Origin of the sequence: Kamptonema sp. UHCC 0994, from assembly GCF_029167235.1 — a bacterium.
Classification (GTDB): domain Bacteria; phylum Cyanobacteriota; class Cyanobacteriia; order Cyanobacteriales; family Microcoleaceae; genus Kamptonema.
Window position 1 is genome coordinate 1 of the sequence record NZ_JARFTR010000046.1, and the last position, 22,207, is coordinate 22,207.

Below are 22,207 nucleotides of genomic sequence, written 5' to 3' on the forward strand. Positions count from 1 at the left end.
TGGTTATTTTGTACAGTTCGGGATATTTAACTGCGCTTCTATCCCTAAAGTACCGTTGCCGACTTTCGTAAGTGCCGACATTAAACAGATTATTTGACCATCTCAACAGTTGCTCGACAATGGATTTGTCGCATCCTGTTAAATGCCAGATATCTTTTTGTACTGCATACATTAATTTCACCTCCTTTGATTTATTGTACTATACTTGGAAATATCTAACTGGGAGACTAAAGTCTCCCGACCCCTTTCATCCCTGGACTAAAGTCGCAGGGTTTTCAGGGTATTTTCTTATAAAATACCTAAGTAGTCACTCCCTCAGTACCAAAGCTGGAGGTTTCTCCCTTCAGCATATTCTCCAAAATTCTGAGCCTCACACACGCTATGATGCCCTCCGCTAAAATCCTTAACTCACTGACATTCAAAGGCTTAGCACTGCTATTGCCCCTAACCCTAGCAGGCGCGATCGCCTCTCCCACCTATCCCCAAGCCAACCCGCCTAGCAAAAATGGGCCCGGCCGCACCCTCACAGTGCGTTCTGACATCCAAGAAGCCGACTCCAAAACAGGCATCGTCACCGCACGCGGTAACGTCCAGATCAACTATCCCTCTCGGCAAATTCAGGCAACCGCCACTCAAGCTCAATATTTTAGCCGGGAACGTCGCATTGTCCTCCGGGGAGATGTTTATGTTTTGCAGGAAGGCAACAGTTTGCGTGGTGAAACCGTGACATACCTAATCGACGAAGGGCGCTTTATCGCCTTGCCAGAATCCCAAGGGCAAGTCGAATCTATCTACATAGTCTCCCCAGAACAGGACGCAGCAGCTCAAAGCACCACCAGCCCGGAAACTCCCCCGTACAATCCCAAACCAGCGTTCAAAACGCCAATGAGTCCTCCGACAGCCCCTCGGCAGTAGATGGGTCATTAAGAAATTTTTGCCTGTAAACATCTACTTGGGTATTTCCCAAATTTCGCCTTTTGTAGAAATTCGAGGCTTTAAATTATTGAACTTTAGACTTTTAGAGTGTCTGCTGTGGAGGCTGCTGCGCTAAAAAATGAAAATTGTGCTGGAGAATATTCACAAATCCTATGGAAAGCGCCCCGTTGTCAGTCGAGTTAACATTTCAGTAGCCCAAGGGGAAATAGTTGGATTGCTAGGCCCCAACGGCGCAGGCAAAACCACAACATTTTATATTGCCACAGGTTTAGAAAGGCCAAATCAAGGTATCGTTTGGCTCAACGATCTGGACATCACAGGGTTGCCAATGCATAAGCGGGCGCATTTGGGTATTGGCTATCTTGCCCAAGAAGCAAGTATTTTTCGCCACTTGAGCGTCCGGGACAATATACTTCTAGTGATGGAACAAACTAAAGTACCGCGCCGCGAGTGGCGGGAACGACTTGATTTCCTCCTGCGAGAGTTCCGCTTAGAAAGAGTGGCAAATAATTTAGGGGTGCAGGTTTCAGGGGGAGAGCGCAGGCGGACGGAATTGGCGAGAGCTTTGGCTGCTGGGCCTTCGGGGCCGAAATTTCTATTGTTAGACGAACCATTTGCGGGGGTCGATCCGATCGCCGTATCGGAAATTCAAACTATAGTAGCTAAATTGCGCGATCGCGACATCGGCATTTTAATCACCGACCATAACGTTCGAGAAACCCTAGAAATTACAGACAGAGCTTACATCATGCGGGACGGGCAAATTTTAGCTTCCGGGGGAGCTGAAGAACTTTACAGCAACCCTTTGGTGCGGCAATATTATTTAGGCAACAGTTTTCAACGTTAGCTATTTTGTATAAGCAATTTTCCAGCAAGTGAGGTCGTGTCTAGCAATTAGCAATTAGCAATTAGCAATTAGTAATGAAATTAGAAATATCCAAAACTTTCAATTCGTTTAGCTGGCGGCTTCCCAGAATTTCGGTAATGGATTGGTACCTTACCAAAGAACTCATCGGGCCATTTTTGTTTGGCGTTGGCCTATTTTCATCAGTTGGCGTAACCGTCGGAGCCGTATTTGAATTAGTGCGGAGAGTTACAGAATCCGGCTTACCTTTCAGCACCGCCATCCAAATTTTTCTGTTAAAAATGCCCTACTTTATTGTACTGGCATTTCCAATGTCAATGCTCTTGGCAAGTTTAATGGCTTACAGTCGGATGTCCAGCGACAGTGAAATCGTAGCTCTCCGCAGTTGCGGTATTAATGTCTATAGGTTGGTAGTGCCAGCAGCTATCCTGAGTTTAGCTGTTACTGGCATGACTTTTGCCATGAACGAGTTAATTGTTCCCGCCGCTAACTACCAAGCAACTATTACTTTAGATCGAGCTCTGAAGCGAGAAAAGCCCCTATTTCAAGAGAAAAACATTTTCTATCCAGAGTTTCGCAATGTTGACAAAGGTGATGGTGAAGAAAGCGTACTTACGCGCTTATTTTATGCCGAACAGTTTGACGGTAAGCGGATGAAAGGTTTGACTATTCTTGACCGTTCCCAACCTGATATCAACCAAATTATCTCCTCAGAATCAGCCACTTGGAACCCAGCTCAAAATTCCTGGGATTTTTTCAATGGTACTGTTTATATAGTAGCTCCTGATGGCTCTTACCGTAATATTGTCCGCTTTGAACACCAACAACTGCAACTACCCCGCACGCCTTTAGACTTAGCTGCAAAAGCGCGGGACTATGGGGAAATGAACATTGCCCAAGCTATAGATTATTTGAATTTAATTCGCTCAAGTGGCGACGAGCAGAAAATTCGCAAGCTTAAGGTGCGAATTCAAGAGAAGTATGCTTTGCCTTTTGTTTGTATTGTTTTTGGTTTGGTAGGAGCTGCTTTAGGAACTAAGCCACAGCGGACTGGTAGAGCTACCAGTTTTGGGATTAGCGTGATTGTGATTTTTACTTATTATGTGTTCTCTTTCATCACCAGTTCAATGGGTTTGAAAGCTATTTTGACTCCAGTAATGGCTGCTTGGCTACCGATGATTTGTGGTTTGGGTGTAGGTGGATTACTGTTAGTGCGTGCTTCGCGGTAAGGCTAATCTAAGATGAGGAAAGATATCCGTAATGCCAGTATAGCAACCGCCCAGAGGGCGGCGTTACGGATATTTTTGCGTAATTCCTGAAACAAAAACCGCGTTTCCTGAAGTGTTTCTCTAAAAATAGCAATTTCAGAGAAATTAGAAACCCGGTTTTGATGATAGCTTTTATAAGCTCTCAATACTTACTTGAGAATGTAGCTTTTCAATCTTGAATTTAAGAAAAATTGAGAAGTGATAAATGATTTTATTTCCTTCTTCCTTCTTCCTTCTTCCTTCTTCCTTAATTAAGCTGTTTTGCGATTGCGGCGACGACGAGCAATAGCCATTCCACCAGCACCCAGTGCCATACCAGCCATAGTAATTGGTTCGGGTACTGCTTGGGCCGAAACTGTGAAGTCGTTGTAGTCGCTGTCACCCGACAGCGTATCCTCAAATGAAATTGCCACAGGATCACCAAAAGGACTTGCTGAAGTTTGACTACCCGCAGCATCGTACCCTACTCCCTCGGAACCACCAGTGGAATTAAAGACGGCTTGCTGGCTACCTCCATTCTGACTGCTTGTAGAGAATACAGTCTTCATGACATTACCCCACAAAGTACCGCTGAGTCCCAGGCTGTAGACTTGGTTCGCAAGAAATGTAAAATTTGTGGTAGCAGAACCAACTAAGTTACTGGCAGTTCCCAACCAGCTATCAGTACCATAACTATTGCCTTGATAACCTGCATCTGCGGTGTTGGCTTTTGTAAACAGGTTTTTTATCAGCACTTGATTCGCATCATAAACTCCCAAGGATGATAGGGCTGCTCCCTGAGATTTAAGGAAAGTAAAGTTAACTGTAGTATCTTGGTCAAAACTAATGCCTGTGGTTCCAAAAGTGGCAGCGTTTGCTGAAGTTGTCATGCTCAGCATCGCAGTTACGGCTGCTGCTGCTGCTGCTGTTAGTTTAGTCAAGTCTATAGTTTTCATAATTTTGCGTCTCCCTGGTAATCTCTGTTCATACTTTTCATTATGGTTGATCTCACTGTAAGTATTAACAGAATTGATGAGGTTTCACGGAATCTTCACAGAAATCTCGCCTTTTATGAAATTGGCCAAAAATCACTCAGTGAATCTTTGCTGATGCTAGTAAAAGCGTAGTTTTTCTATCTGATTATTATCCGTAAAGTTACGGACTGTGTGTCTGAATTTGTCTCAAGTCAACCCTGGGTTTTCTTATTATTCTCCGTGAAATTACGGACTCCGTACTTGAATGAATCTGTTCTCAAGTAAACTCTCAGCCTGATTACGGATTGGCAAAGGTATTGATTTCGCCTCCGCCGATATAGCGCCCTTGCATGGGGCGGGGTAATGAGACAGACTCGCTGGCGGGCCCAATCGGTGATAATGTCTGATTTACTTGGTTAGGGGTAACTCCAAAGTTAGGGCCAGAGGATGAGGGGTATGAGACTGATGGCAATCCAATATTTCCTGAATTGGTAGAGTTGGAGTCAATTATTTTGCTTCCCTGAATGGCACTAGGAAAAGAAGATTGCCCGAAATTGTTTGGTACTGTTGACTCTACCCTTGTTATTGTTGGTGAAGGTGCAGAGGGTGTGATAGGTTGCACTTCAGGAATAGGCGCAGAGCCAGACAAATTGGTTTGGTAAAGATTGTTCGTCTGGTTATTTGGATAAAAATTGTTGGGCTGGTTAATTTGATAGGGGTTAGTCAGGGGGTTAATTTGAGTGGGATTATTGGGTTGGGTGCTAGTTATTGGCTGGGAATTCAGGTTAGCGCTGGGTATACTGGGATTCAGCCCCGGAAATAGTTGTTGGGTAGTAGTAGGAGGGTTTGAAAATTGAGCTTGATTGGCGGTTAAAGCCGGATTTGTATTTGGTTTCAAAGGAGAATTGCTAGAGTTGGCAACATCAGAAGTTTGGACAGTTTTTTGAGTAGGAAAGTTCGTATTTCTGTATTTTTCCATTGCTGCTTGTAGAGGACTTATTGGTAATGGGTTGGGGCTGGGCTTCCCGGAATTGGGGAAGTTGGTAGCAGATAGGGAAGTTGCTGGGGCTGGAGATGAAGAGTCTGTGGTAAATGCCCCGCCTGGGGCAGAATTAACGTTAAGCCGATTGTTATTGGCAGATGCTGGGATAGTTGTAATTTCGGAGTTGGGAAGGGCGAAATATCTGTCGGCTAAGGAGGGTTTGGACGTGGACTCTGGTTGTGAAGTTTTCAATCGGCGATTGCGAATTTCATCAAACAAACCCTGAGTATGAATCACTTGATTATTGGGTAAACCAGCACTTGCACTGGAGCGATTCAACTGATTTATCAAGACTGGTACTGTGTCTATATCAGCAGCAATTCTGCTGTCTTCGGGAGAGAGGGTTGTATTTTGATCTATAGGAATAGAATCAGCAGTATTTTCCTCGTCAATGCTCAACCATTCTGGATGTACCGACACTTCCCAGAGAAAGACTCCACCTAGACAAAAAACTACCGTCGGTATCCAAACAGTAGGCTGAGTCAAGGGTCGAAACTGGGCGGCGAGATGGCGGATAGATGTAGGGAGTAGTTTTAAGGGAGACATAGTTTTAGGAATTCAAAGATTAAAAATTAAAGATTAAAAATTGGAAATTATGATGTGGTAAGAGTTTTAGTTAAGTTGCTAAGATGGTTTGATTGGGTAATGTTGAGTTTTTTTTAATTCTGACTAGGGATTTAGAAAAATATTTGACTCTATCCTAATATATCATAAGCAAAGCGATCGCTAATGGATGGGATGTCAGGGGAAATCGGGTAAAGTATAAAAAGCAAGCCGATCGCTTGCAGAAAGTGAAGAAACAGGGATGTGAGATTTTCAATATGAAAAAAATAGTAGAAGTTTTACCTAATCGAGAGGCGCTGACCAAGCGATCGCTCGAAGTCATCTGCTCTCAAATAGAAGCAGCGATCGCAGAGCGCGGCATCTGTACAATTGCCTTGGCTGGAGGGAGTACGCCTCAGCCTGTCTACGAAGCGATCGCAGCTTGCGATTTACCTTGGGAGCAAATTCACGTATTTTGGGGTGATGAACGCTACGTACCGCCAGAACACCCAGATAGCAATCAGCGAATGGCTCGTCAGGCTTGGCTGGACAAAGTGAAAATTCCAGCAGCAAATATCCATCCGATGCCTACCGGTGCAGGCGATCCTGCAAAGGATGCCCTCGCTCACCAAACTCAGTTACAGGAATTTTTTAAAGTATCGGCTGTTGAGTTTCCAGCTTTTGACATAATTTTATTGGGAATTGGGGACGATGCCCACACAGCATCGCTGTTTCCGCGCACAGAGGCCCTGCAAGTGCGCGATCGCCTGATTACAGTAGGTAACAAAGAAGGTCAACCCCGGATCACATTTACAGTAACCTTAATTAATCACGCCCGCAGCGTCATCTTCATCATCGCCGGAGCTAGTAAAAAACCAGCTCTTGTGCAAATTTTTGCCCCTTCAGGTGACGAAACTACCTACCCCGCCCGACTTATCCAACCACAAGGCGAACTTTGGTGGCTATTAGATGCAACGGCGGGTGAAGACCTACAGTCGCAAAAGGCATGACAATTGTTAAGATATGACCGTCTACTTGTCTGTTCTGACAGGGGCGGTTCTCTAAGACACAGCCGGTAAAGGAGAAATCAATGATTGTCTGTCCTAATTGCAATCACCAAAACCCTGATGGAGCCAACCAGTGCGAGGCTTGCTACACGCCTTTACCCGCAACTGCCAGTTGTCCTAACTGCGGTGCGGCTGTTCAGACTGATGCCACTTTCTGCGGACAGTGCGGCTTTAACCTGCGTCCAAGTTCTTCAACCCACGAGGCTGAGACAGCAGTTGCAGGTGCCTCAGCTATTCCGCCGACAGTTGTATCTCCGGCTGTGCCTAATTTAGTGTCACCAGATCCGTTGATTGAACCTGAACCTTTAGTAGCGACGGCGGTAGCATCGCCCAATCTGGAAAAATCCAGTGCTAACAGTGCTGTAACTGCGGCCCCTGCACCGATTGAGGTTCCAGTACCACAGCCAGTTGCTCAAGTTCCATCTCAAAGCTCTCCCCCTGTGGGAATGGCTGTGGGAGGGGTGGCGAGAACTCAATTGCAACAGCAGGCGGCGCGGCTGGTACACATCCAAAGTAATACTGCGGTTGAATTACCGGCAAATTTATCGGTAATTCACATCGGCAAACCAAATGACTTGGTACCACCCGATATTGATGTTTCAGGATTTCCAAATTCTGAAGTGGTTTCTCGCACCCACGCGGATATCCGAGTGGAAGGAGATGCTTATTACATCGAAGATGTCGGCAGTTCCAACGGCACTTACATTAATAATACTCCACTGTCTAAGGGAAATCGCCATCGGTTGCGGCCAGGCGATCGCATCTCTTTAGGCAAAGGAGACATGGTTTCATTTTTATTTCAACTCTCTTAGAGCAATTTTGGATTTGAGAGTTCAAATCTCAAATCTTAAATTGCTACTTGGGGCTCCCTACCAACACTCTATGTTGCCAATGTGATTAAGCTCACTCTGCTACATCCATTGCAGTCTATACCCGTCCGAAGCTGGGCCTTTGAAGACGAATTGGTCGTTCGGATTGGTCGCTCTACTGATAACCATGTGGTTCTTTACAGCGCTGTCGTCTCCCGCCGCCACGTCGAGTTGCGGCGTACCGGTGTGAATTGGGAAGTGATTAATTTGGGTACGAATGGCACTTACCTGGATGGTAAACCCATAACTCAGGTTCCTGTTGTGGATGGGTTAATCATTCATTTGGCTCGCTCTGGGCCGAAGATTCAAATTCATTTGGAGAAGCAGGAGGTAAAGCCACAGTCAGGAAGAGTTGCTGTGAAGCCAAGAGATACTAAGGCAGTGAACGATCAGGAGGCCCTAGTGCAGATTAGCGTGATTTCTGTGGGCGACTATCCTCATAGGGGGCCGTCTAAAGAGGAGGATTTAACGGAGGGAGATTGCAAGCGCGATAAAAGTTAATAGGAGCTTTGGGTGGGGTGAGGGAATGGCGGGGGCGCAAGTCTACTAACTTACTTTGCTAACTTTTGAGATACTAGATTTTCGGCCGTTTCTGCGGTTATCAACTGTTTGCCAGTAATCGTAGTAAGTATTAAAATCAATCGGGACTTCTTGACCTACTTCTACCTCAAGAATATCTGCATACCAAATAATGTAACGATTGCCGCTGTGTGCTTGAACCAGTATTTTGTAGTTGGGATATTCAAGCCCAAAGGACATCCCCTACCCCATCGCCCGCAACAAAGCTTCTTGAAAATCCCTAGCACTTTTAAATGCAATCTCCGGTTATCCACCAACGCCAAATCGATCGCTTTTGCTCACCCTTTCGGAAGAGAAGGCAAACGTTCGCGTATCGGCACTGTATCGGTTTGCAATACCGCCACAAAAGGGTCTTGATTCTTAGCAAAATTGCGGGGAAAATACCCCGTTAACATATAATATAAAGAAGCGGCTGCCGCCCACACATCAACCTCTGGCTGAGCGTATTTAAAATTAAGCACTTGTTGGCGCGGCATAAAACACGGCGTTCCCATGCAATCGCCACTCATAGTTTGCGCCTTCTTCTGGCGTTTGATTTGCTTGCCGCTGTCCGATTTTTTTGCCATTAACAAAAGTGCCATTTTTACTGCCAAAGTCGCGCACTCGGATATCTGGCGGGTTGATGTCTAGCAAGCAGTGATAGCGAGAAATTGTGCGGTGGTTTTCTTCGCGATTGTTGGTGAAAACCAGATATTGATAGAAACCCGGTTTCTCAATAAAAGTGCGATCTCTATTGACAAATTTATTCAAACAATCTCTCGCAAATGAACTATTTTATCCTGATATTCATCATCAAAAGATGCCTCAGCAATAAAAATTAATTGCCGAATATTTTGTCCGATACTTAATTTGGCATTGAGGAGAAAAATGCCTGGTATATGACAACCCTCAGCTAAATGATCTGTCAAATGCACGGGTATGGATTTACGATTATTCGTCACCAATATAAAGTTATATTCCTCGCACCATTTAAGAATTTCTGGGTCTAAAGTTCCACGACTCGGAGCTTCGGGTTCGCCCACGCACCAAATTATCAAATCGGGATTGCGTGTCAGGATTTCAGCTTTATAGCTAGGATCGACATTTTCATCCAACAGATAATTCAGACTCATTTTTGATTTGTTTAGCTTTTTGTTCCGCTCTCAATTTTTGCAGTCTAGCAATACCAGGTGGAGGATTAAGTTCTTGTGCTTTAAGTTGCTGATGACTCCACTCCAACCAATCAGCAATATAGTTACTAACAGCCTCTTTATTATGCAGATAATAAAGGATAGTAGCATAAACTTGTTCCAAGTTAAGAGATGGATAAGTTTGAGCGATTTGTTCGGGAGTGCGAGCACGATGAATGAAATCATATAGGATAGTTTCAATCCCGATTCGCGTTCCTTTAACCCGAATATCATCAGGTCGCTGAAAGTCAAAATAGTCTTCGAGTTGCATGGGCGAACACTCCTATTTTAAAGTGGTGGAAATCGACTGGCTAATTAATATTATATCATATCAAAAGGAGAACAGCTATCAATGATTTGCAAATGGAGTCTTAGATTTTCCGGTTTTGTAACAGAACATTAATCAGCAACCAATTATGACAAATAAAAATTAAAGGTGTGTCAAGATTATCCCAAGTCTAATGTGGATGATGTACAATAGGAGTAGAATTGTAGCAGGATGCAACTCTGTTGCCAATCCTGAAGGCAATAGAGCTAGAATTAATACTAGAAACAATTTTTAGCTGGTTGAATTTTAGTTAAGTTAACAAGAGCGATCGCCATACCCCAGACAGAAGCGCGATCGCGATCTGAAAACAAACCCCTTTTTGGAGAACTATATATGACTACAGCACAACAGGTGATTAAGCGTAGTGATTTCGTCAATCACCGAGTCATTGACCGCAAGACTGTGGAAGAGCTAGGTAAAGTCGATCAACTGTGGGTAGATCCTCAATCCCATCACGCGATCGGCTTTACTTGCAAGTCTGGATTTTTGGGCAATAAGAAACGCTGGTTTGCTTGGTCGCAGGTAGAGACAGTGGGTGACAATATTCTCGTAAATCTTAATCCAGAAGTGCCAGAACTAAAACAACCTGAGTTGGCTATGTCTATGATTGGCAATGAGGTGTTGACGGATGGGGGAAATAAGGTAGGTGAGCTGATTGATTACCTCTTCGATGTCAAGACAGGTAATGTGGTTAATTATTTGTTTAAATCTAGCGGGTGGCGAGGTGTTTTGGATGGGATTTATCTGCTTCAACCCGCAGTTATTTCGAGTACCGGGTCTAAGCGAGTGATTGTTGGGGAGGCTGCGATCGCAGAACCTCACCATTATACGGACGGACTCAATCAAAAAGTGGGTCAAGCTAGAGATGTGTTGAAAAAAGACCTCGACGATACCATCAAGCACGTAGAAGGCGCGAAAGGGGTGGCTCAAAGTTTAGCGGAAAAACTTCAAGAAAAAGCTAAAGTTGTCAAGGAAGCAGCTCAAGATCAGGCTCAAGTTGTTAGAGAAAAAGCTCAATCTGTTAGAGAAATGGCTCAAGACCAAGCTCAAGTTGTCAAGGAAAAAGCTCAATCTGTCAGAGAAATGGCTTCTGAAAAAATTGATGAGATCAGAGGTCATCGGGAAGAAATTGCAGCGCCGACTTCTACTGAGGTCATTGAGGAGGCGATCGCATCTCAACCGCCAAAAGATCCAGAGTAGAACTTAATCTCAAGTTCAGGTTGATAACGGGGCAACACGCCCCGTCAAAAGATATCACATCAAGCATTAAAATGACCTACACCGCCCAAAAACTTCTAACATTTGAAACATTCTTAGCGCAATATTGTGACAATTCCAGCTATGAACTTGCTGACGGCGAATTAATTGAAATGGAACCCACAGGCCCCCACGAAACGGTTAGTGGCAAACTGGCAACTCAAATTGGCATCGCCATTACTACAGAAAAACTCCCTTGGTTTATTCCTCGTACTTGTTTGATTCGTCCCTTTGCAGATGCCGCTACTGCCCGCCGTCCTGATATTGTTGTGTTAGATGAAACAGTCCTTACCAATGAACCTTTATGGGAAAGAGAACCTGCGATCGCACTGGGAAAGTCAATCAAATTGGTGGTAGAAGTTGTTAGCACGAATTGGGAAACAGATTACGCTCGAAAAGTTGAAGAATATGCCTTTCTAGGGATTCCTGAATATTGGATAGTTGATTATCGTGGCTTGGGAGGCATGGCTTTTATTGGTAAACCTAAACAACCTACTGTTACTGTTTGTCAACTGATTGACGAAGATTACAACCAGCAACAATTTCGCCTCGGTCAAACAATTATTTCTCCTCTATTAAAAACCTTGCAAATTCGCCTTGATGATATCCTGCCCCGTTAAAGAAAGAGGGGGAGCGGGGGAGAAAATTTCCCCAATTACCAATTACCAATTACCAATTACCAATTATGCAGTTACTACCAATTGATTAACAGCCGCAGCAGGCCCTACTAAAGAAATATAGGGTTCAGTGAAATATCGGCAAGCAGCTTCCTGAGCAAAATCTGCACTAACAGCAGCAATATCAGTTTGAAACTGCTTGTCAAACTCAATTCCTAACCCCAAAATTTCATACCAGCCCAAAATTTGGGCAATTTGAGAATTAGTCTGTTTACCTAAAGCATACTGCCCTAACATCTTATTCTTAGAAGTTTCCAATTCCTCCTCACTCAATGGGGCCTTAGTTAATCGTTCAACTTCTGATTGCAAACCTTCTAAAGCAATTTGGCTATTCTCAGGAGCCGTACCCATATACACCACAAACTGAGAACTGTCAATGCGTGTCGGGTAAAGTGCCGAAACATCATAAGCCAAACCCCGTTTTTCCCGCAATTCCACAAACAAACGGCTCGAAAGCCCATTTCCTAAGTATGTACTTAGCAACTTCATCGCTGCGTAGTCGGGATGATTCACCTCTGGTGTCAAATAACCTAGCATCACCACTGACTGCTGAGTTTCTTGGGGGGTGACAGTGAGGCGGGGTTTAGTGGAGATGTCTATGGTGTGGCGTTTCGCCATCGCTGTAACGCTCAATGTTGGTAGTGGGGTTGCTGGTGCTTGCCAATCTCCAAAAACCTTAGTAACTAAGGCGATCGCTTCCGAAACTTGAATGCGCCCCACTATAGAGATTACTACATTGTCTGGGCGGAAATAAGTTTGATGATAGTTTTGAATATCGGCACGGCTCACCTGAGAAACTGTCGCTTCGGTGCCCAGAGTTGAGAAAGCGTAAGGGTGATCTTTGTACATCACTTCTCGCAGTTGCTCGAAGGCGATCGCAAAAGGTTGCTCTAACTGAGAGCGAATTGCCTGCATCGCGATCCGGCGTTCCAATTCTACTTCTGTTTCTGGGAAAGTCGGCGATCGCAACAATTGTCCGGCTAACTCCAGCATCTCCGCAAAATCAGCCGAAACCGTCTTCAGCGACAGTAAAAAATAATCACTCGAAGCATCTGCACTCAGCCTTGCACCCACCGACTCTACACGCTCGGCAATTTCCTGGGAAGACAAATGCTTTGTCCCCTTCGTTAGTACCGCCGCCAATAAGTGAGAAAGTCCAGCCAGGTTGGCTGGTACGCACCTACTACCTGCTCTTAGAAAAATACGAGCTGCAATAATATCGGCTGCGGGATTTTCCGCTGCTAGCACGACAATACCGTTGTCTAAAATCCTGCGGTGAATTTCACTGTTCATTTTTGAGGAAGGGGAAGAATAAGGGAAAGTTTTCAGTTAAAAATTCTTTAACTCATTAGGAGAGGCGGAAGAAAATCAACAATTAAAAATATTATTTTTAATTTTTAATTTTTACTTTTTAATCTTTCAGAGTGGTTTGACTACCACTGCTGCATAGTGAGCAGGAGATAGATATTTTTGAGCTAAGCGCTGGAGTTCTGGTGGTTGAAACCCCTTAATCTTAGCTGGATAGGTGACAGCTAATTCGGCGGTGGCAATAGTGCTGTAATAGCCATAAAGGCCAGCTAGTTGTCCGGGGGTTTCGGTAGAGAAGGCAAAATCGTTGCACAACTGTCGTTTGCATCGAGCCAGTTCAGAATCAGAAACTGGGGTTGAAAGCAATTCCCAGACGCGATCGCCGATCCTATCTTCCACTTTTTCAACAAATTCCGGTTCGAGAATTGCACTAATTGTAAATAAACTCGAATCTTTTTGCAGCGAGAAACTGCTATCGATCGCATGAACCCATTGTAGCTCCTCCCGTAGTTCCCGAACTAAGCGAGATGAGCGCCCGTCTCCCAGCAGCACCGAGAGCAAGTCTAAACCATAAGCACTCTGCACTTCTTCTATTCCCGGCCCTACCCAAGCCATCATCAACCGTGCTTGCTCTAGTCTGGGTAAGTAAAGTTCCTCGCGGCGAATTCCCCTGACTGGAGGCTCTATCTCCGGCTTCAGTTTAGGACAATAGCACCTGTCATGGAAGCCATCAAAAGCTAGACTCACCGCCTCTAGAGCGCGGCTTTGCTCAATTCCCCCCACGATCGCTACTGTCATATTTTCTGGCTGGTAGTGACAGCGATGGAAAGAGCGCATTTCTTGGGGCGATCGCTCCCAAAGTTGCGCCTCCGTCCCCAACACCGATCGCCTGTAGGGATGGCGATCGTAAGCTATCTCCATCAAAGTTTGGAACGCAATCCAGTCTGGATTATCCTGAGCTTGGCGGATTTCCTCAAATACAACATCTCGTTCCAAGTCAAACTCACCATCTGGGATCGCAGCCCGGAGTAGCAACTCTGCCAATATTTCGGTGACATCTGCAAAATATTCGACCGCAGTAGTGATGAAAAAATGGGCATAGTCGTGGCTTGTAGCTGCATTCGCCATCCCCCCATGATTTTCAATCACTTGGTCAAATACACCAGGGCCAACGCGGTCAGTACCTTTGAAAATCATGTGTTCGAGAAAATGCGCCATCCCCGACCAGGGATCGGGTTCTAAGGTAGCGCCAGCCCTTACCCAAACATCTACCACTGCTACAGGTGTCGCAGGAATGTATTGGTGAATAACGGTTAACCCGTTGTCCAGTTGCGATATATGAGCCGGAAATTCTAAAGCAGTGGGGAGTTGAGACAATCGGTTTAATCTTAAACTCTACATAACTTCGTCTTCAACTATGGTAGCGCAACGCGATCGCTGAAGTCAGAATAAATTGATACAGATTAAGATCGGGAGCGATCGTCTTGTGGCTAGGGCTTGCGGCAAGGGGTACAAATGAGAAATCCTGGGTATGAACTTACCAGTTAACAGTTAACCGTTAACAATTAACATTTCACTGTTTAATAATACTACCTTCGATTTAGCCTCGATCTGTCGAGAGAAAGAGGTTGTTACCTGAGAGCTCCCATACGCTAAAAAGTGTACCGATTGAACACTATTTAAGTCGAAGAGGAGAACACACATGGTAGCTACACTTGAGGACACTAAACGCCAAGCGATCGCAACTAAACTCACAGACATGAAAGCAATGCAAAAGCTGCTGATTGCAAATGAAGAAATGTTTTTGCAGTCTTGTCGCGACTCCAACCTTTGCGATCGCTTTCGAGATATGCTCGAAGACGATCGCAAAAACATGGGCGTGTTAGAAACCACAATTATTCAGTACGGTGTTCAAGCTGAGCCGAAAGAAACAGCCGTAAAAATGATTGAAGAAGTTCAGAAACTTATGAAAGGTTCTGAACTCACGCTGTTTGAAAAAGTAGGTCAGCACGAATTGCTGAAGCACAAACAAACAATGACTGGACTGTTGATTCATAAAGCTGCTCAAGTAGTTGGTGCTGATGTCGAAGCCGCCATTACTCCCCTGAACACGGTTAACTTTGAAAACCGCGCTCACCAAGAACAACTCAAAGGTATGCTAGAAGTTCTAGGCGTTCGCGAACTAACAGGAAAAGACCCCGATCAAGGAGTTTGGGCCCGCGTTCAAGATGCAATGGCTGCTTTAACTGGCGTGATTGGCGGTGGTGTTACTCGCACTAAAGACGAGATGAACATCATCGAAATCATAACAATGGATCACCGCAAAGTAGATGCTCTTTTCATGCAAATAGCTGCTACCAATGAGCCTCAAAAACTGCAAGAATTCTTCGGTCAACTTTACAAAGACTTAAGCGTTCATGCAGAAGCAGAAGAGCAAGTTGTCTATCCCGCAGTCCGCAGCTATTACAATAACACCCAAGAGCTGTACGACGAGCAAGCGAAAATGAAGGTAGCGCTAGCTGACATTAAGGCTACTAGCCCCAGTTCTTCTCAGTTCAAAGCCAAAATTGAACAACTGATGGCTGATGTTAAGGATCACGTCCGTCAAGAAGAAAATGACTTGTTCCCTTACATTCGCCGCAACTTAAGCGAAGTGCAAATGGAACAAATGGCTACTCAGTTTAAGGAAGCCAAAAACCAGTTACAAAAACAGATGGCTGCCAGCATGAGTTAATTAAGTAGAAGCTAATCTTAGCTGAATAAAAAAGCATCGGATAGCTAATCTACAACCAATAAATCCCACCATCTAAATGGTGGGATTATTATTATAGCCGAAGGAATAAAGAAGTAATATTAAATTGACCAAGCACTCAGAGTATAGTCTTTGCTATCTAAAAAACTGCACCCCCAAAATTAATTTGGAAGTGCAGTTTAAAAGCGTTACTCAAGGCATTGAGCCTTGAATAAAAGTCATTAAAACACCTGAGCGGCAGCAGGAGCAGCCAGCAGCAGTTTCTTGTCATCAGTAAGCGGATCTTGCGGAACAATACTCAGAGAACTGAAAGAGTCTTCAGTCTTAGTAGTATCCACAAAAGTTGCGGCAGCATTAGAAGCAAGCAAGCTATCAACCCCACTTGTGGGCTGAATGGCGGCTAAGCTACCGCTATCTGTCAGAGGATCGGAACTATCGGAGCTAGCCTCAGTAGCAGAAATACTCACCCCATCCGTATTTCCAGTAAGTAGATCAATACTGGCCGAAGATAAAGGAGTTGTCCCATTCGCCGCTGGCGTTGTGGTATTCGTCGTCACCGGCGCTGTATTCGGCCCCGGTACATTGAATGTTACAGGGTTTGGCCCGGTAGGAATTGGGAACGGGTTGGCAACGTTCGGATCGTTGAAGACTTCCAGTACATCGTAAGTCCCAGGAGCTACATTGGTGAACGTGGCGATACCAGCAGCAGTGGTTCTTACCAGTTGTTCGCCTGCATCAACAACGCCATTCCTGTTCAAATCCAGCAAGAATGGGATGTTTTCCAAAGGCCCTTCACCGTTATCTTGGATACCATTACGGTTATCGTCCCGGAATTTAACAACGTTGAGGTTGTACAACAGACCGTTACCCACTACCGCACAACCAAACTCTTGATTTGCGCCGAGATTGATGTCAAGTTTTTGAGTGGTCTTGATCGCACCTGTGGGCGTTACTTCCCGGAGGTGATACAAACCAGGGGCCAAATTGTTAAATGAGAAGTTACCAAAGGTATCGCTAACAACAGTGGGTTCTCCGGCATCAAGGACGTTGTTGCCGTTCAAGTCCAGTGCGATCGTTACCCCCGCAATCCCCTTCTCATTTCCATCCTTATAGCCGTTGTTGTTTAAGTCCTCGAATTTGCACCCCGTGATCCGGCTATTAAGGGCATTACCAAAAATCACCCGGGCATCACTGGTATTGAGGGCAAACTGAACGCGCGTAGGCATCGTAGGCGTAAAACCAGTCGGCACAACTTCCCTGACGACATAATTGCCTGCGGGCAAATTGGTAAAGGCAGCCTCCCCTGCGGCATTAGTCGTGGTTGACTGTTCTCCAGCATCTACAGTGCCGTTATCGTTAGCGTCAATAAAAACTTGAACGTTTGGTATGCCCGCCTCCCCTGGATCTCGGCGACCGTTAACGTTCTGGTCATTGTATTTGAATACCGTGATGTTGGGTCGAGTATTTCCGACACCACCGCTGGAAGTCCCACTAGCAGGAACAGCAGGAAAAGTAACAGAAGGTTCTGGGTTAGTAGGCGGGAAAGTCGGAGCAAAATTCGCCTGAATCACCCGAATACCATTGACAGCATTGGTATCGGGTACTGCGAACTGTAGCGGTGATTGTGCCTGGGCCAGAGGGCCTGGTATGGCAATCTCGCGGGGATTGGTAGTTGTTGATACTGGATCGTTAGCGTTACCAGTTGGTATAGTAGTGCCTGGTATTAGTGCAGGGCTGCCATCTGCGAGCGTCCCTGGGAAGATTTCCCGTAAGGAGTAACTGTTGGTAGCCAGTAAATCTCTGAAGCTAGCACGTCCGTCTGCGTTTGTGATCCGCAGCGGTTCTCCAGGATCATAAACACCGTTCCTGTTGATATCTAAGATGAAGGGAACATTAGCAATGGGGACTTCTCCCTGTGCTGGTTCAAAGGTACCGTTGCGGTTGGTATCTCGGAATTTGAAGATGGGGATTTCGTAGAGTTGAGTATTCCCAACATTAGCGCAACCCCAGATTTCGTTTTGACCCAGGTTGATGTCGAGATTGGGAATGTTGTTGGGGGGAGTGCTTTGAGGAAAATCTCTTTCTAGGGGGTTAGTGTTGAGCCGTTCCTCCCGAATCCGGTACAGGCCAGCGTTCAAATTACTGAACTGCCAATTACCATCCCGATTTGTGTAGGTAAAGGTTTCACCTGGATCAAAGGTATTGTTGTTGTTGTTGTCAATATAGATTCTGACACCTTCAATCCCCGGCTCATTTCCATCCCGAAAGCCGTCATTGTCAACGTCAAGGAATTTGCAACCAATGATCTGGCTGCCAGTAGGAGAGTTGCCAAAGCTAATTCTGGCATCAGTATTGTTGACGGTGACTGCCAGCGACTGGGGTGTGGTGGGTCGGAAACCGTTCGGCACGACTTCCCTGACCACATAAGTGCCTGGTACTAAGTTAGGGAAGGTGAAGCTACCGTCGGTCGCCGTAAGTACACTGGATTCTCCCGTGTCAGGGACACCGTTGTTATTGGTATCGATAAAGATTCTGACATTTGCAAGACCCGGTTCCCCAGGTTGGCGAAGGCCGTCCCCGTTATCGTCCCTGAACTTAATACCTGTGATGCCGACTGGGACATCCCCGACGAACACTCTCGGATTTGGAATTTGACTAGCTTCTATTTCTGCCATGATTTCTCTCCTTCACACCTAAATCCATCTAAATTACAGACTAATGTATCGGTTTGTCAATCACCCATTAGCAAAAGCTAATCGCTGAAAACCGCTACTCACTCATACTGAATACGTTTGCACTTGCTCTGATGTTCCTCATTCAACAGGAAAATGCTTCAAGCTTTGTCGCAGGAAAGTATATCAGGTTTTTAACAACTCTGGCAATTTCAACCCAACATCTTCCGTCCTCAAAAATTGTAGGGCAGATGCGATCGCTGGGCTGCTAGCAGATGGGTCATCAAGCTGAGACATGGGAACGGCGTGTTGGCCCCCACAAAATTCTCGCTTTTTCCGAGGTCAGCCCCAGCCGTACATCAGAATTCTGCTCCCAATATACAAACTAGCGAACAGGCTCCCGGAACCCAGACCTTACTGTTGGAAGTTGCCAACAATAGAGTATCACGGCAATTGTACTTTGAACTGCTTTCCTATCCGTTATTGCAGTTTAGAAAACCGGGAACAAAAGCGATCGCACTAAAAAAATCCCAAATTGGTACGATCGATCGCATTGACTGACCCGTTTCTAGATGCAATTAATTCACCTGGTTTGCTAATTTGGATCGGGTTAGCATTTTTGTCTTGAGTAATATTGAGTTGCGGGAGGCTTAAGCCATTAGCCAGACTCATCAATTCTTTACTATCCTCAAAATCCAAAATGGCATCACTACCAGCCGCACCCACAAGGAAACTATCTGGTTCCACTCCAGCTTTGAAAATCTCCTGTTCTAGCTTACTGCTTCTGTCGGTCACAGGATCGCTATCAAAGGATTTCTTTGCTAACTCATCTTCAGAAGTCCCCGTCAGTAGATCGATACTACGGGCGGAGGGGCCTGCACTGACGGTGACAATGGCAGGAGGTGTAGTTTGGATGAAACCGGGAGGCGCAATTTCTCTAAGTACGTAGGTTCCAACAGGGACATTGCGGAAACTATAATTGCCTTGGGCATCTGAAAAGACGGATGGTTCGTTTGCGTCTAAGCTGCTGTTGTTATTCAGGTCAATGTAAATTTGCGTATTGGCGATCGGGGGTTCCCCCGCATCTAAACGACCGTTGGCGTTGATATCGTTGAATTTAACACCGCTGATATTACCCAAAACCAAGCTATTGCCGAAGGAAATATTTGTGGCATTTGTCCCGTTACCGACAGTAATGGGGCTGGGATTGGGCGTAGTTTGACGAAATCCTGGCTGTTGAACTTCTCTGACAAAATAAGTGCCCGCTGGCAAGTTAATAAAAGAAAAGTTACCTTCGGGATTAGTTAAGGTCGCTGGTTCGTTACTGTCTAGGCTACCGTTGTTATTAAGATCCAGGTAGATAGACCAGTTCGCAATTCTTGGTTCCGGTGGCTCATTTACGCCATCTCCATTAAGGTCATTGAATTTGAAGCCACTAATACTACCTGTGGGAAAGTTATTGCCGAAATTAACTCCTGCGGCGTTAGTACCACCACTAATGTTAATCGGGCCGGGATTGGCTGTAGTTTGTACCCAACCTGGTTGCAGCACTTCCCTAACTAAGTAAGTACCAGAAGATACGTTAGCAAAAGTATAGTTCCCTTCTTGGTTCGTGAAAGTATTGGACTCTCCTATATCTAATTGACCGTTGTTGTTGGAATCTATGTAAATTTGCCAGTCAGCTAGTGTCGGTTCTGTTGCGTCTCTGAAACCATTGGCGTTGAGGTCGCTGAATTTAAGACCGCTGATGCTACCTGTAAAGAAGTTGTTACCAAAGTTAATGTTACTGATATTAGCCCCTGGAGTTAGGTTGATGGGGCCAGGATTAGGCGTGGTTTGTCGAAAATTTGGTTGTTGGACTTCTCTGACTGTGTAGTTACCGGGAGGGATGTTAACGAAGGCGTAGTTACCTTGGGCATTGGTGAAAGTGTTGGGTTCGCCTGTATCTAATCTGCCGTTGTTGTTGAAGTCGAGGAAGATTTGCCAGTTAGCTAGTGTAGGTTCTCCGGGTTCTATTTGGCCGTTGCCATTGATGTCGTTAAATTTGAACCCGCTGATGTTACCTGCAAAGAAGTTATTGCCAAAGTTGACACCTGTGGCGTTAGTACCACTGATGATGGTGATGGGGGCAGGATTGGCTGTGGTTCGCCTCCAGTTGGGTTGTTGAACTTCCCTAACTGTGTAGGTTCCCGGTGGCAGGTTGACAAAGGAGTAGTTGCCTTGAGCGTTGGTTAACGTTGATGGTTCATCGGCATCTAGCGATCTATTGTTGTTAATGTCGAGGTAGATTTGCCAGTTAGCGAGGGTGGGTTCGCCTGGATCTAGGATGCCGTTGGCGTTGAGGTCGTTGAATTTGAGTCCGCCGATCGCGCCGACTTGGACGTTCCCAAAGTTGACGTTGCCGATGTCTGTTTGGCTACCGGTTCTGATGCCGCTGGTTGGTTCTGACATGATGAGGCTTTAGCGTGCTGAATTGTGATTAAAGCGTTGCTGTAGCGAAATCTAGCAGTTTTTTGGTAAAAGTAGCAAATTTAACTGGAAATAGCACGACCTTCTAGCAGGGGTGTTTTATTAGACCTGTTGCAAAAGTCTGGGCACAATTTCAATGGACTTATAGAACGTCAGCATTTTCCCTCTGGGCAATCTTGTTGAAATTCACCAAATAAAACCGTACCATTAAAATTAGATCCGAAATTGCCAGACCCAGAATTAAACCGTACCAGAAACCAACTCCTCCCCATCCTAAAGTTATTGCCATTAGATAACCTCCACCCATGCCAATACTCCAAAGAGAAAATATGTTAATTAGCATGGGCACGCGGGTATCCTGTAATCCTAGCAAAGCCCCAACCGCAATGAATTGAATGCTGAAAAAAATTTGGTAGACAACTGCTGCTCTTATTGAGCCTACAGTATTCTTCTCTCCCATCATCTGTCCTACTCTCGCCGTAGCCGAATAAGAAATTGCTATAGGAATTGCCAAAAAAAACTCTGATGTCTGGATCGCAATTTCATGACCAGCTAAACTAGATGTCCCCAACTTTCCCATCAACATTGCCGTGACAGCGAGCAGTCCTAGTTCCATTCCAATCTGGATTCCCGTTGGCCATCCGGTCTGAAAAATTTGGAAAAACACCTCTCGATCAAACTGATACAGATAGCGAAAAAGCTTGTAATCCCTACTTTTAGGATGGAAATAAATTATACTACATGAGGCTAATAAACTAACCCAATAAACGAGGGCAGTTCCCCAGCCTATTCCAGCTAGACCAAGGGCAGGAAAACCCAGGTAGCCAAACATCAGCACGTAATTCGTCGGCACATTCAAGAGTAAAGAGATAACTATAATCACCATGCCAAATTGGGGGAAATTGATGACAGATGCAATTCGTTTTAAATATAAAAAAGAGATTGCTGGAGGTACTCCCCAAACTAGAGTATGTAAATAGCTTTTTGTCAATAAAACATTACTTTCTTCTTGACCTAATAAGAGCAGGATAAAGTCACAGTTCCATAACAGAAGCATCGCGGGTAAGGATAGGGTTGCAGCCAGCCACAGTCCCTGACAATTAATACGGCTGACTTGCTCTATATTCTTTGCTCCAAAAGCCTCGGCTGCCAGCGCCCCTCCTGCTGAGAGAATACCAAGGCAAATAGATGATACGGTAATAAAGGTGATTGCGCCCAAAGCACCTGCCGCTAAATTTTGAGTACCAAGTAAGCCCATCATTACCGAATTCACGACAGGGATGCTAGTTTGAGCTAGTTGAGCAAATGCTAAGGGTACTGCCAATTCCAGACTGACCCGTGCTTCTGTTAGAAGTTCTGAATTAAATTCTGTTGAGGTTATTTGCTCCATGAACTTGATATAAATTTGCAAATGAAGCCAAAGAACAAGGCATTGTGACGAGCATTTCTCCTC

At 45.2% G+C, this 22,207-nt stretch carries 23 protein-coding genes and 1 pseudogene; 10 read left to right on the forward strand and 14 right to left on the reverse strand.

Annotated elements, in window-relative coordinates:
- A pseudogene (locus PY364_RS28800) lies at positions 1-172 on the reverse strand (RNA-guided endonuclease TnpB family protein); the annotation flags it as partial.
- A 209-nt stretch (positions 173-381) separates the two neighbouring features.
- Between PY364_RS28800 and PY364_RS04175 the strand changes: the two are divergent.
- From PY364_RS04175 to PY364_RS04185, 3 genes are all read left to right on the forward strand, one after another.
- Positions 382-915, forward strand: a complete 534-nt coding sequence (locus PY364_RS04175; RefSeq protein WP_275520902.1) for an LptA/OstA family protein — start codon at positions 382-384, stop codon at positions 913-915.
- Positions 916-1,054: 139 nt separating this feature from the next.
- Positions 1,055-1,783 (forward strand): LPS export ABC transporter ATP-binding protein, encoded by a 729-nt coding sequence (lptB, locus tag PY364_RS04180; RefSeq protein ID WP_275520903.1) that lies wholly within the window; start codon positions 1,055-1,057, stop codon positions 1,781-1,783.
- Between the two features lie 74 nt (positions 1,784-1,857).
- A complete protein-coding gene (locus tag PY364_RS04185) occupies positions 1,858-3,030 on the forward strand; it encodes an LptF/LptG family permease (protein ID WP_275520904.1) in 1,173 nt (390 codons plus the stop codon).
- 2 nt (positions 3,031-3,032) lie between these two features.
- Here the strand turns inward: PY364_RS04185 and PY364_RS04190 are convergent, their stop codons facing one another.
- The 3 genes from PY364_RS04190 to PY364_RS04200 all read right to left on the reverse strand — a co-directional run bounded on the left by PY364_RS04190 (position 3,033) and on the right by PY364_RS04200 (position 5,610).
- The gene (locus PY364_RS04190) at positions 3,033-3,215 is read right to left on the reverse strand and encodes a hypothetical protein (protein WP_275520905.1); all 183 of its coding nucleotides are present in this window, start codon (positions 3,213-3,215) and stop codon (positions 3,033-3,035) included.
- 105 nt (positions 3,216-3,320) lie between these two features.
- Positions 3,321-4,004 (reverse strand): PEP-CTERM sorting domain-containing protein, encoded by a 684-nt coding sequence (locus PY364_RS04195; RefSeq protein WP_275520906.1) that lies wholly within the window; start codon positions 4,002-4,004, stop codon positions 3,321-3,323.
- A 316-nt stretch (positions 4,005-4,320) separates the two neighbouring features.
- Positions 4,321-5,610 (reverse strand): hypothetical protein, encoded by a 1,290-nt coding sequence (locus tag PY364_RS04200; RefSeq protein WP_275520907.1) that lies wholly within the window; start codon positions 5,608-5,610, stop codon positions 4,321-4,323.
- Between the two features lie 275 nt (positions 5,611-5,885).
- On the opposite strand from PY364_RS04200, the gene pgl reads away from it, so the two are divergent.
- From pgl to PY364_RS04215, 3 genes are all read left to right on the forward strand, one after another.
- Positions 5,886-6,617: a 6-phosphogluconolactonase gene (gene pgl / locus PY364_RS04205; RefSeq protein WP_275520908.1), complete on the forward strand. Its 732-nt coding sequence runs from the start codon at positions 5,886-5,888 to the stop codon at positions 6,615-6,617.
- Positions 6,618-6,697: 80 nt separating this feature from the next.
- Positions 6,698-7,486, forward strand: coding sequence for an FHA domain-containing protein (locus PY364_RS04210; RefSeq protein ID WP_275520909.1), 789 nt, complete (start codon positions 6,698-6,700; stop codon positions 7,484-7,486).
- 81 nt (positions 7,487-7,567) lie between these two features.
- On the forward strand, positions 7,568-8,044 hold the full coding sequence (locus tag PY364_RS04215; RefSeq protein WP_275520910.1) for an FHA domain-containing protein: 477 nt from the start codon (positions 7,568-7,570) through the stop codon (positions 8,042-8,044).
- Positions 8,045-8,089: 45 nt separating this feature from the next.
- Here the strand turns inward: PY364_RS04215 and PY364_RS04220 are convergent, their stop codons facing one another.
- The 5 genes from PY364_RS04220 to PY364_RS04240 form a co-directional block, all read right to left on the reverse strand.
- Positions 8,090-8,302 (reverse strand): hypothetical protein, encoded by a 213-nt coding sequence (locus tag PY364_RS04220; RefSeq protein ID WP_275520911.1) that lies wholly within the window; start codon positions 8,300-8,302, stop codon positions 8,090-8,092.
- A 98-nt stretch (positions 8,303-8,400) separates the two neighbouring features.
- Positions 8,401-8,598, reverse strand: a complete 198-nt coding sequence (locus PY364_RS04225) for a hypothetical protein (protein WP_275520912.1) — start codon at positions 8,596-8,598, stop codon at positions 8,401-8,403.
- On the reverse strand, positions 8,576-8,872 hold the full coding sequence (locus tag PY364_RS04230) for an FHA domain-containing protein (protein ID WP_275520913.1): 297 nt from the start codon (positions 8,870-8,872) through the stop codon (positions 8,576-8,578). Before PY364_RS04230 ends, PY364_RS04225 begins: the two co-directional genes overlap by 23 nt.
- Positions 8,869-9,234, reverse strand: a complete 366-nt coding sequence (locus PY364_RS04235; protein WP_275520914.1) for a DUF5615 family PIN-like protein — start codon at positions 9,232-9,234, stop codon at positions 8,869-8,871. Before PY364_RS04235 ends, PY364_RS04230 begins: the two co-directional genes overlap by 4 nt.
- The gene (locus tag PY364_RS04240; RefSeq protein ID WP_275520915.1) at positions 9,209-9,562 is read right to left on the reverse strand and encodes a DUF433 domain-containing protein; all 354 of its coding nucleotides are present in this window, start codon (positions 9,560-9,562) and stop codon (positions 9,209-9,211) included. The genes PY364_RS04235 and PY364_RS04240 overlap by 26 nt, the downstream gene beginning before the upstream one ends.
- A 390-nt stretch (positions 9,563-9,952) precedes the next feature.
- Here PY364_RS04240 and PY364_RS04245 point away from each other — a divergent pair, with 390 nt between their 5' ends.
- Positions 9,953-10,819: a PRC-barrel domain-containing protein gene (locus tag PY364_RS04245; RefSeq protein ID WP_275520916.1), complete on the forward strand. Its 867-nt coding sequence runs from the start codon at positions 9,953-9,955 to the stop codon at positions 10,817-10,819.
- Between the two features lie 71 nt (positions 10,820-10,890).
- Positions 10,891-11,496: a Uma2 family endonuclease gene (locus PY364_RS04250; RefSeq protein ID WP_275520917.1), complete on the forward strand. Its 606-nt coding sequence runs from the start codon at positions 10,891-10,893 to the stop codon at positions 11,494-11,496.
- Positions 11,497-11,559: 63 nt separating this feature from the next.
- Here the strand turns inward: PY364_RS04250 and PY364_RS04255 are convergent, their stop codons facing one another.
- Positions 11,560-12,846 (reverse strand): pitrilysin family protein, encoded by a 1,287-nt coding sequence (locus PY364_RS04255; RefSeq protein WP_275520918.1) that lies wholly within the window; start codon positions 12,844-12,846, stop codon positions 11,560-11,562.
- A 126-nt stretch (positions 12,847-12,972) separates the two neighbouring features.
- Positions 12,973-14,238, reverse strand: a complete 1,266-nt coding sequence (locus PY364_RS04260; protein WP_275520919.1) for a pitrilysin family protein — start codon at positions 14,236-14,238, stop codon at positions 12,973-12,975.
- A 325-nt stretch (positions 14,239-14,563) separates the two neighbouring features.
- Here PY364_RS04260 and PY364_RS04265 point away from each other — a divergent pair, with 325 nt between their 5' ends.
- Entirely contained in the window at positions 14,564-15,595 is a 1,032-nt protein-coding gene (locus tag PY364_RS04265) for a hemerythrin domain-containing protein (RefSeq protein WP_275520920.1), read from the forward strand.
- Positions 15,596-15,834: 239 nt separating this feature from the next.
- On the opposite strand, the gene PY364_RS04270 is transcribed toward PY364_RS04265, so the two are convergent.
- Positions 15,835-18,288 carry an SdrD B-like domain-containing protein gene (locus PY364_RS04270; protein WP_275520921.1) on the reverse strand — a complete coding sequence of 818 codons (2,454 nt, stop codon included), beginning with the start codon at positions 18,286-18,288 and terminating at the stop codon, positions 15,835-15,837.
- 306 nt (positions 18,289-18,594) lie between these two features.
- Between PY364_RS04270 and PY364_RS04275 the strand changes: the two genes are divergently transcribed.
- Positions 18,595-18,846 carry a hypothetical protein gene (locus tag PY364_RS04275; RefSeq protein ID WP_275520922.1) on the forward strand — a complete coding sequence of 84 codons (252 nt, stop codon included), beginning with the start codon at positions 18,595-18,597 and terminating at the stop codon, positions 18,844-18,846.
- Here PY364_RS04275 and PY364_RS04280 read toward each other — a convergent pair.
- Positions 18,805-20,736, reverse strand: a complete 1,932-nt coding sequence (locus PY364_RS04280) for an SdrD B-like domain-containing protein (RefSeq protein ID WP_275520923.1) — start codon at positions 20,734-20,736, stop codon at positions 18,805-18,807. The genes PY364_RS04275 and PY364_RS04280 overlap by 42 nt on opposite strands.
- Positions 20,737-20,896: 160 nt before the next feature.
- Positions 20,897-22,144: an MATE family efflux transporter gene (locus PY364_RS04285; RefSeq protein ID WP_275520924.1), complete on the reverse strand. Its 1,248-nt coding sequence runs from the start codon at positions 22,142-22,144 to the stop codon at positions 20,897-20,899.
- Positions 22,145-22,207: the final 63 nt, after the last annotated feature.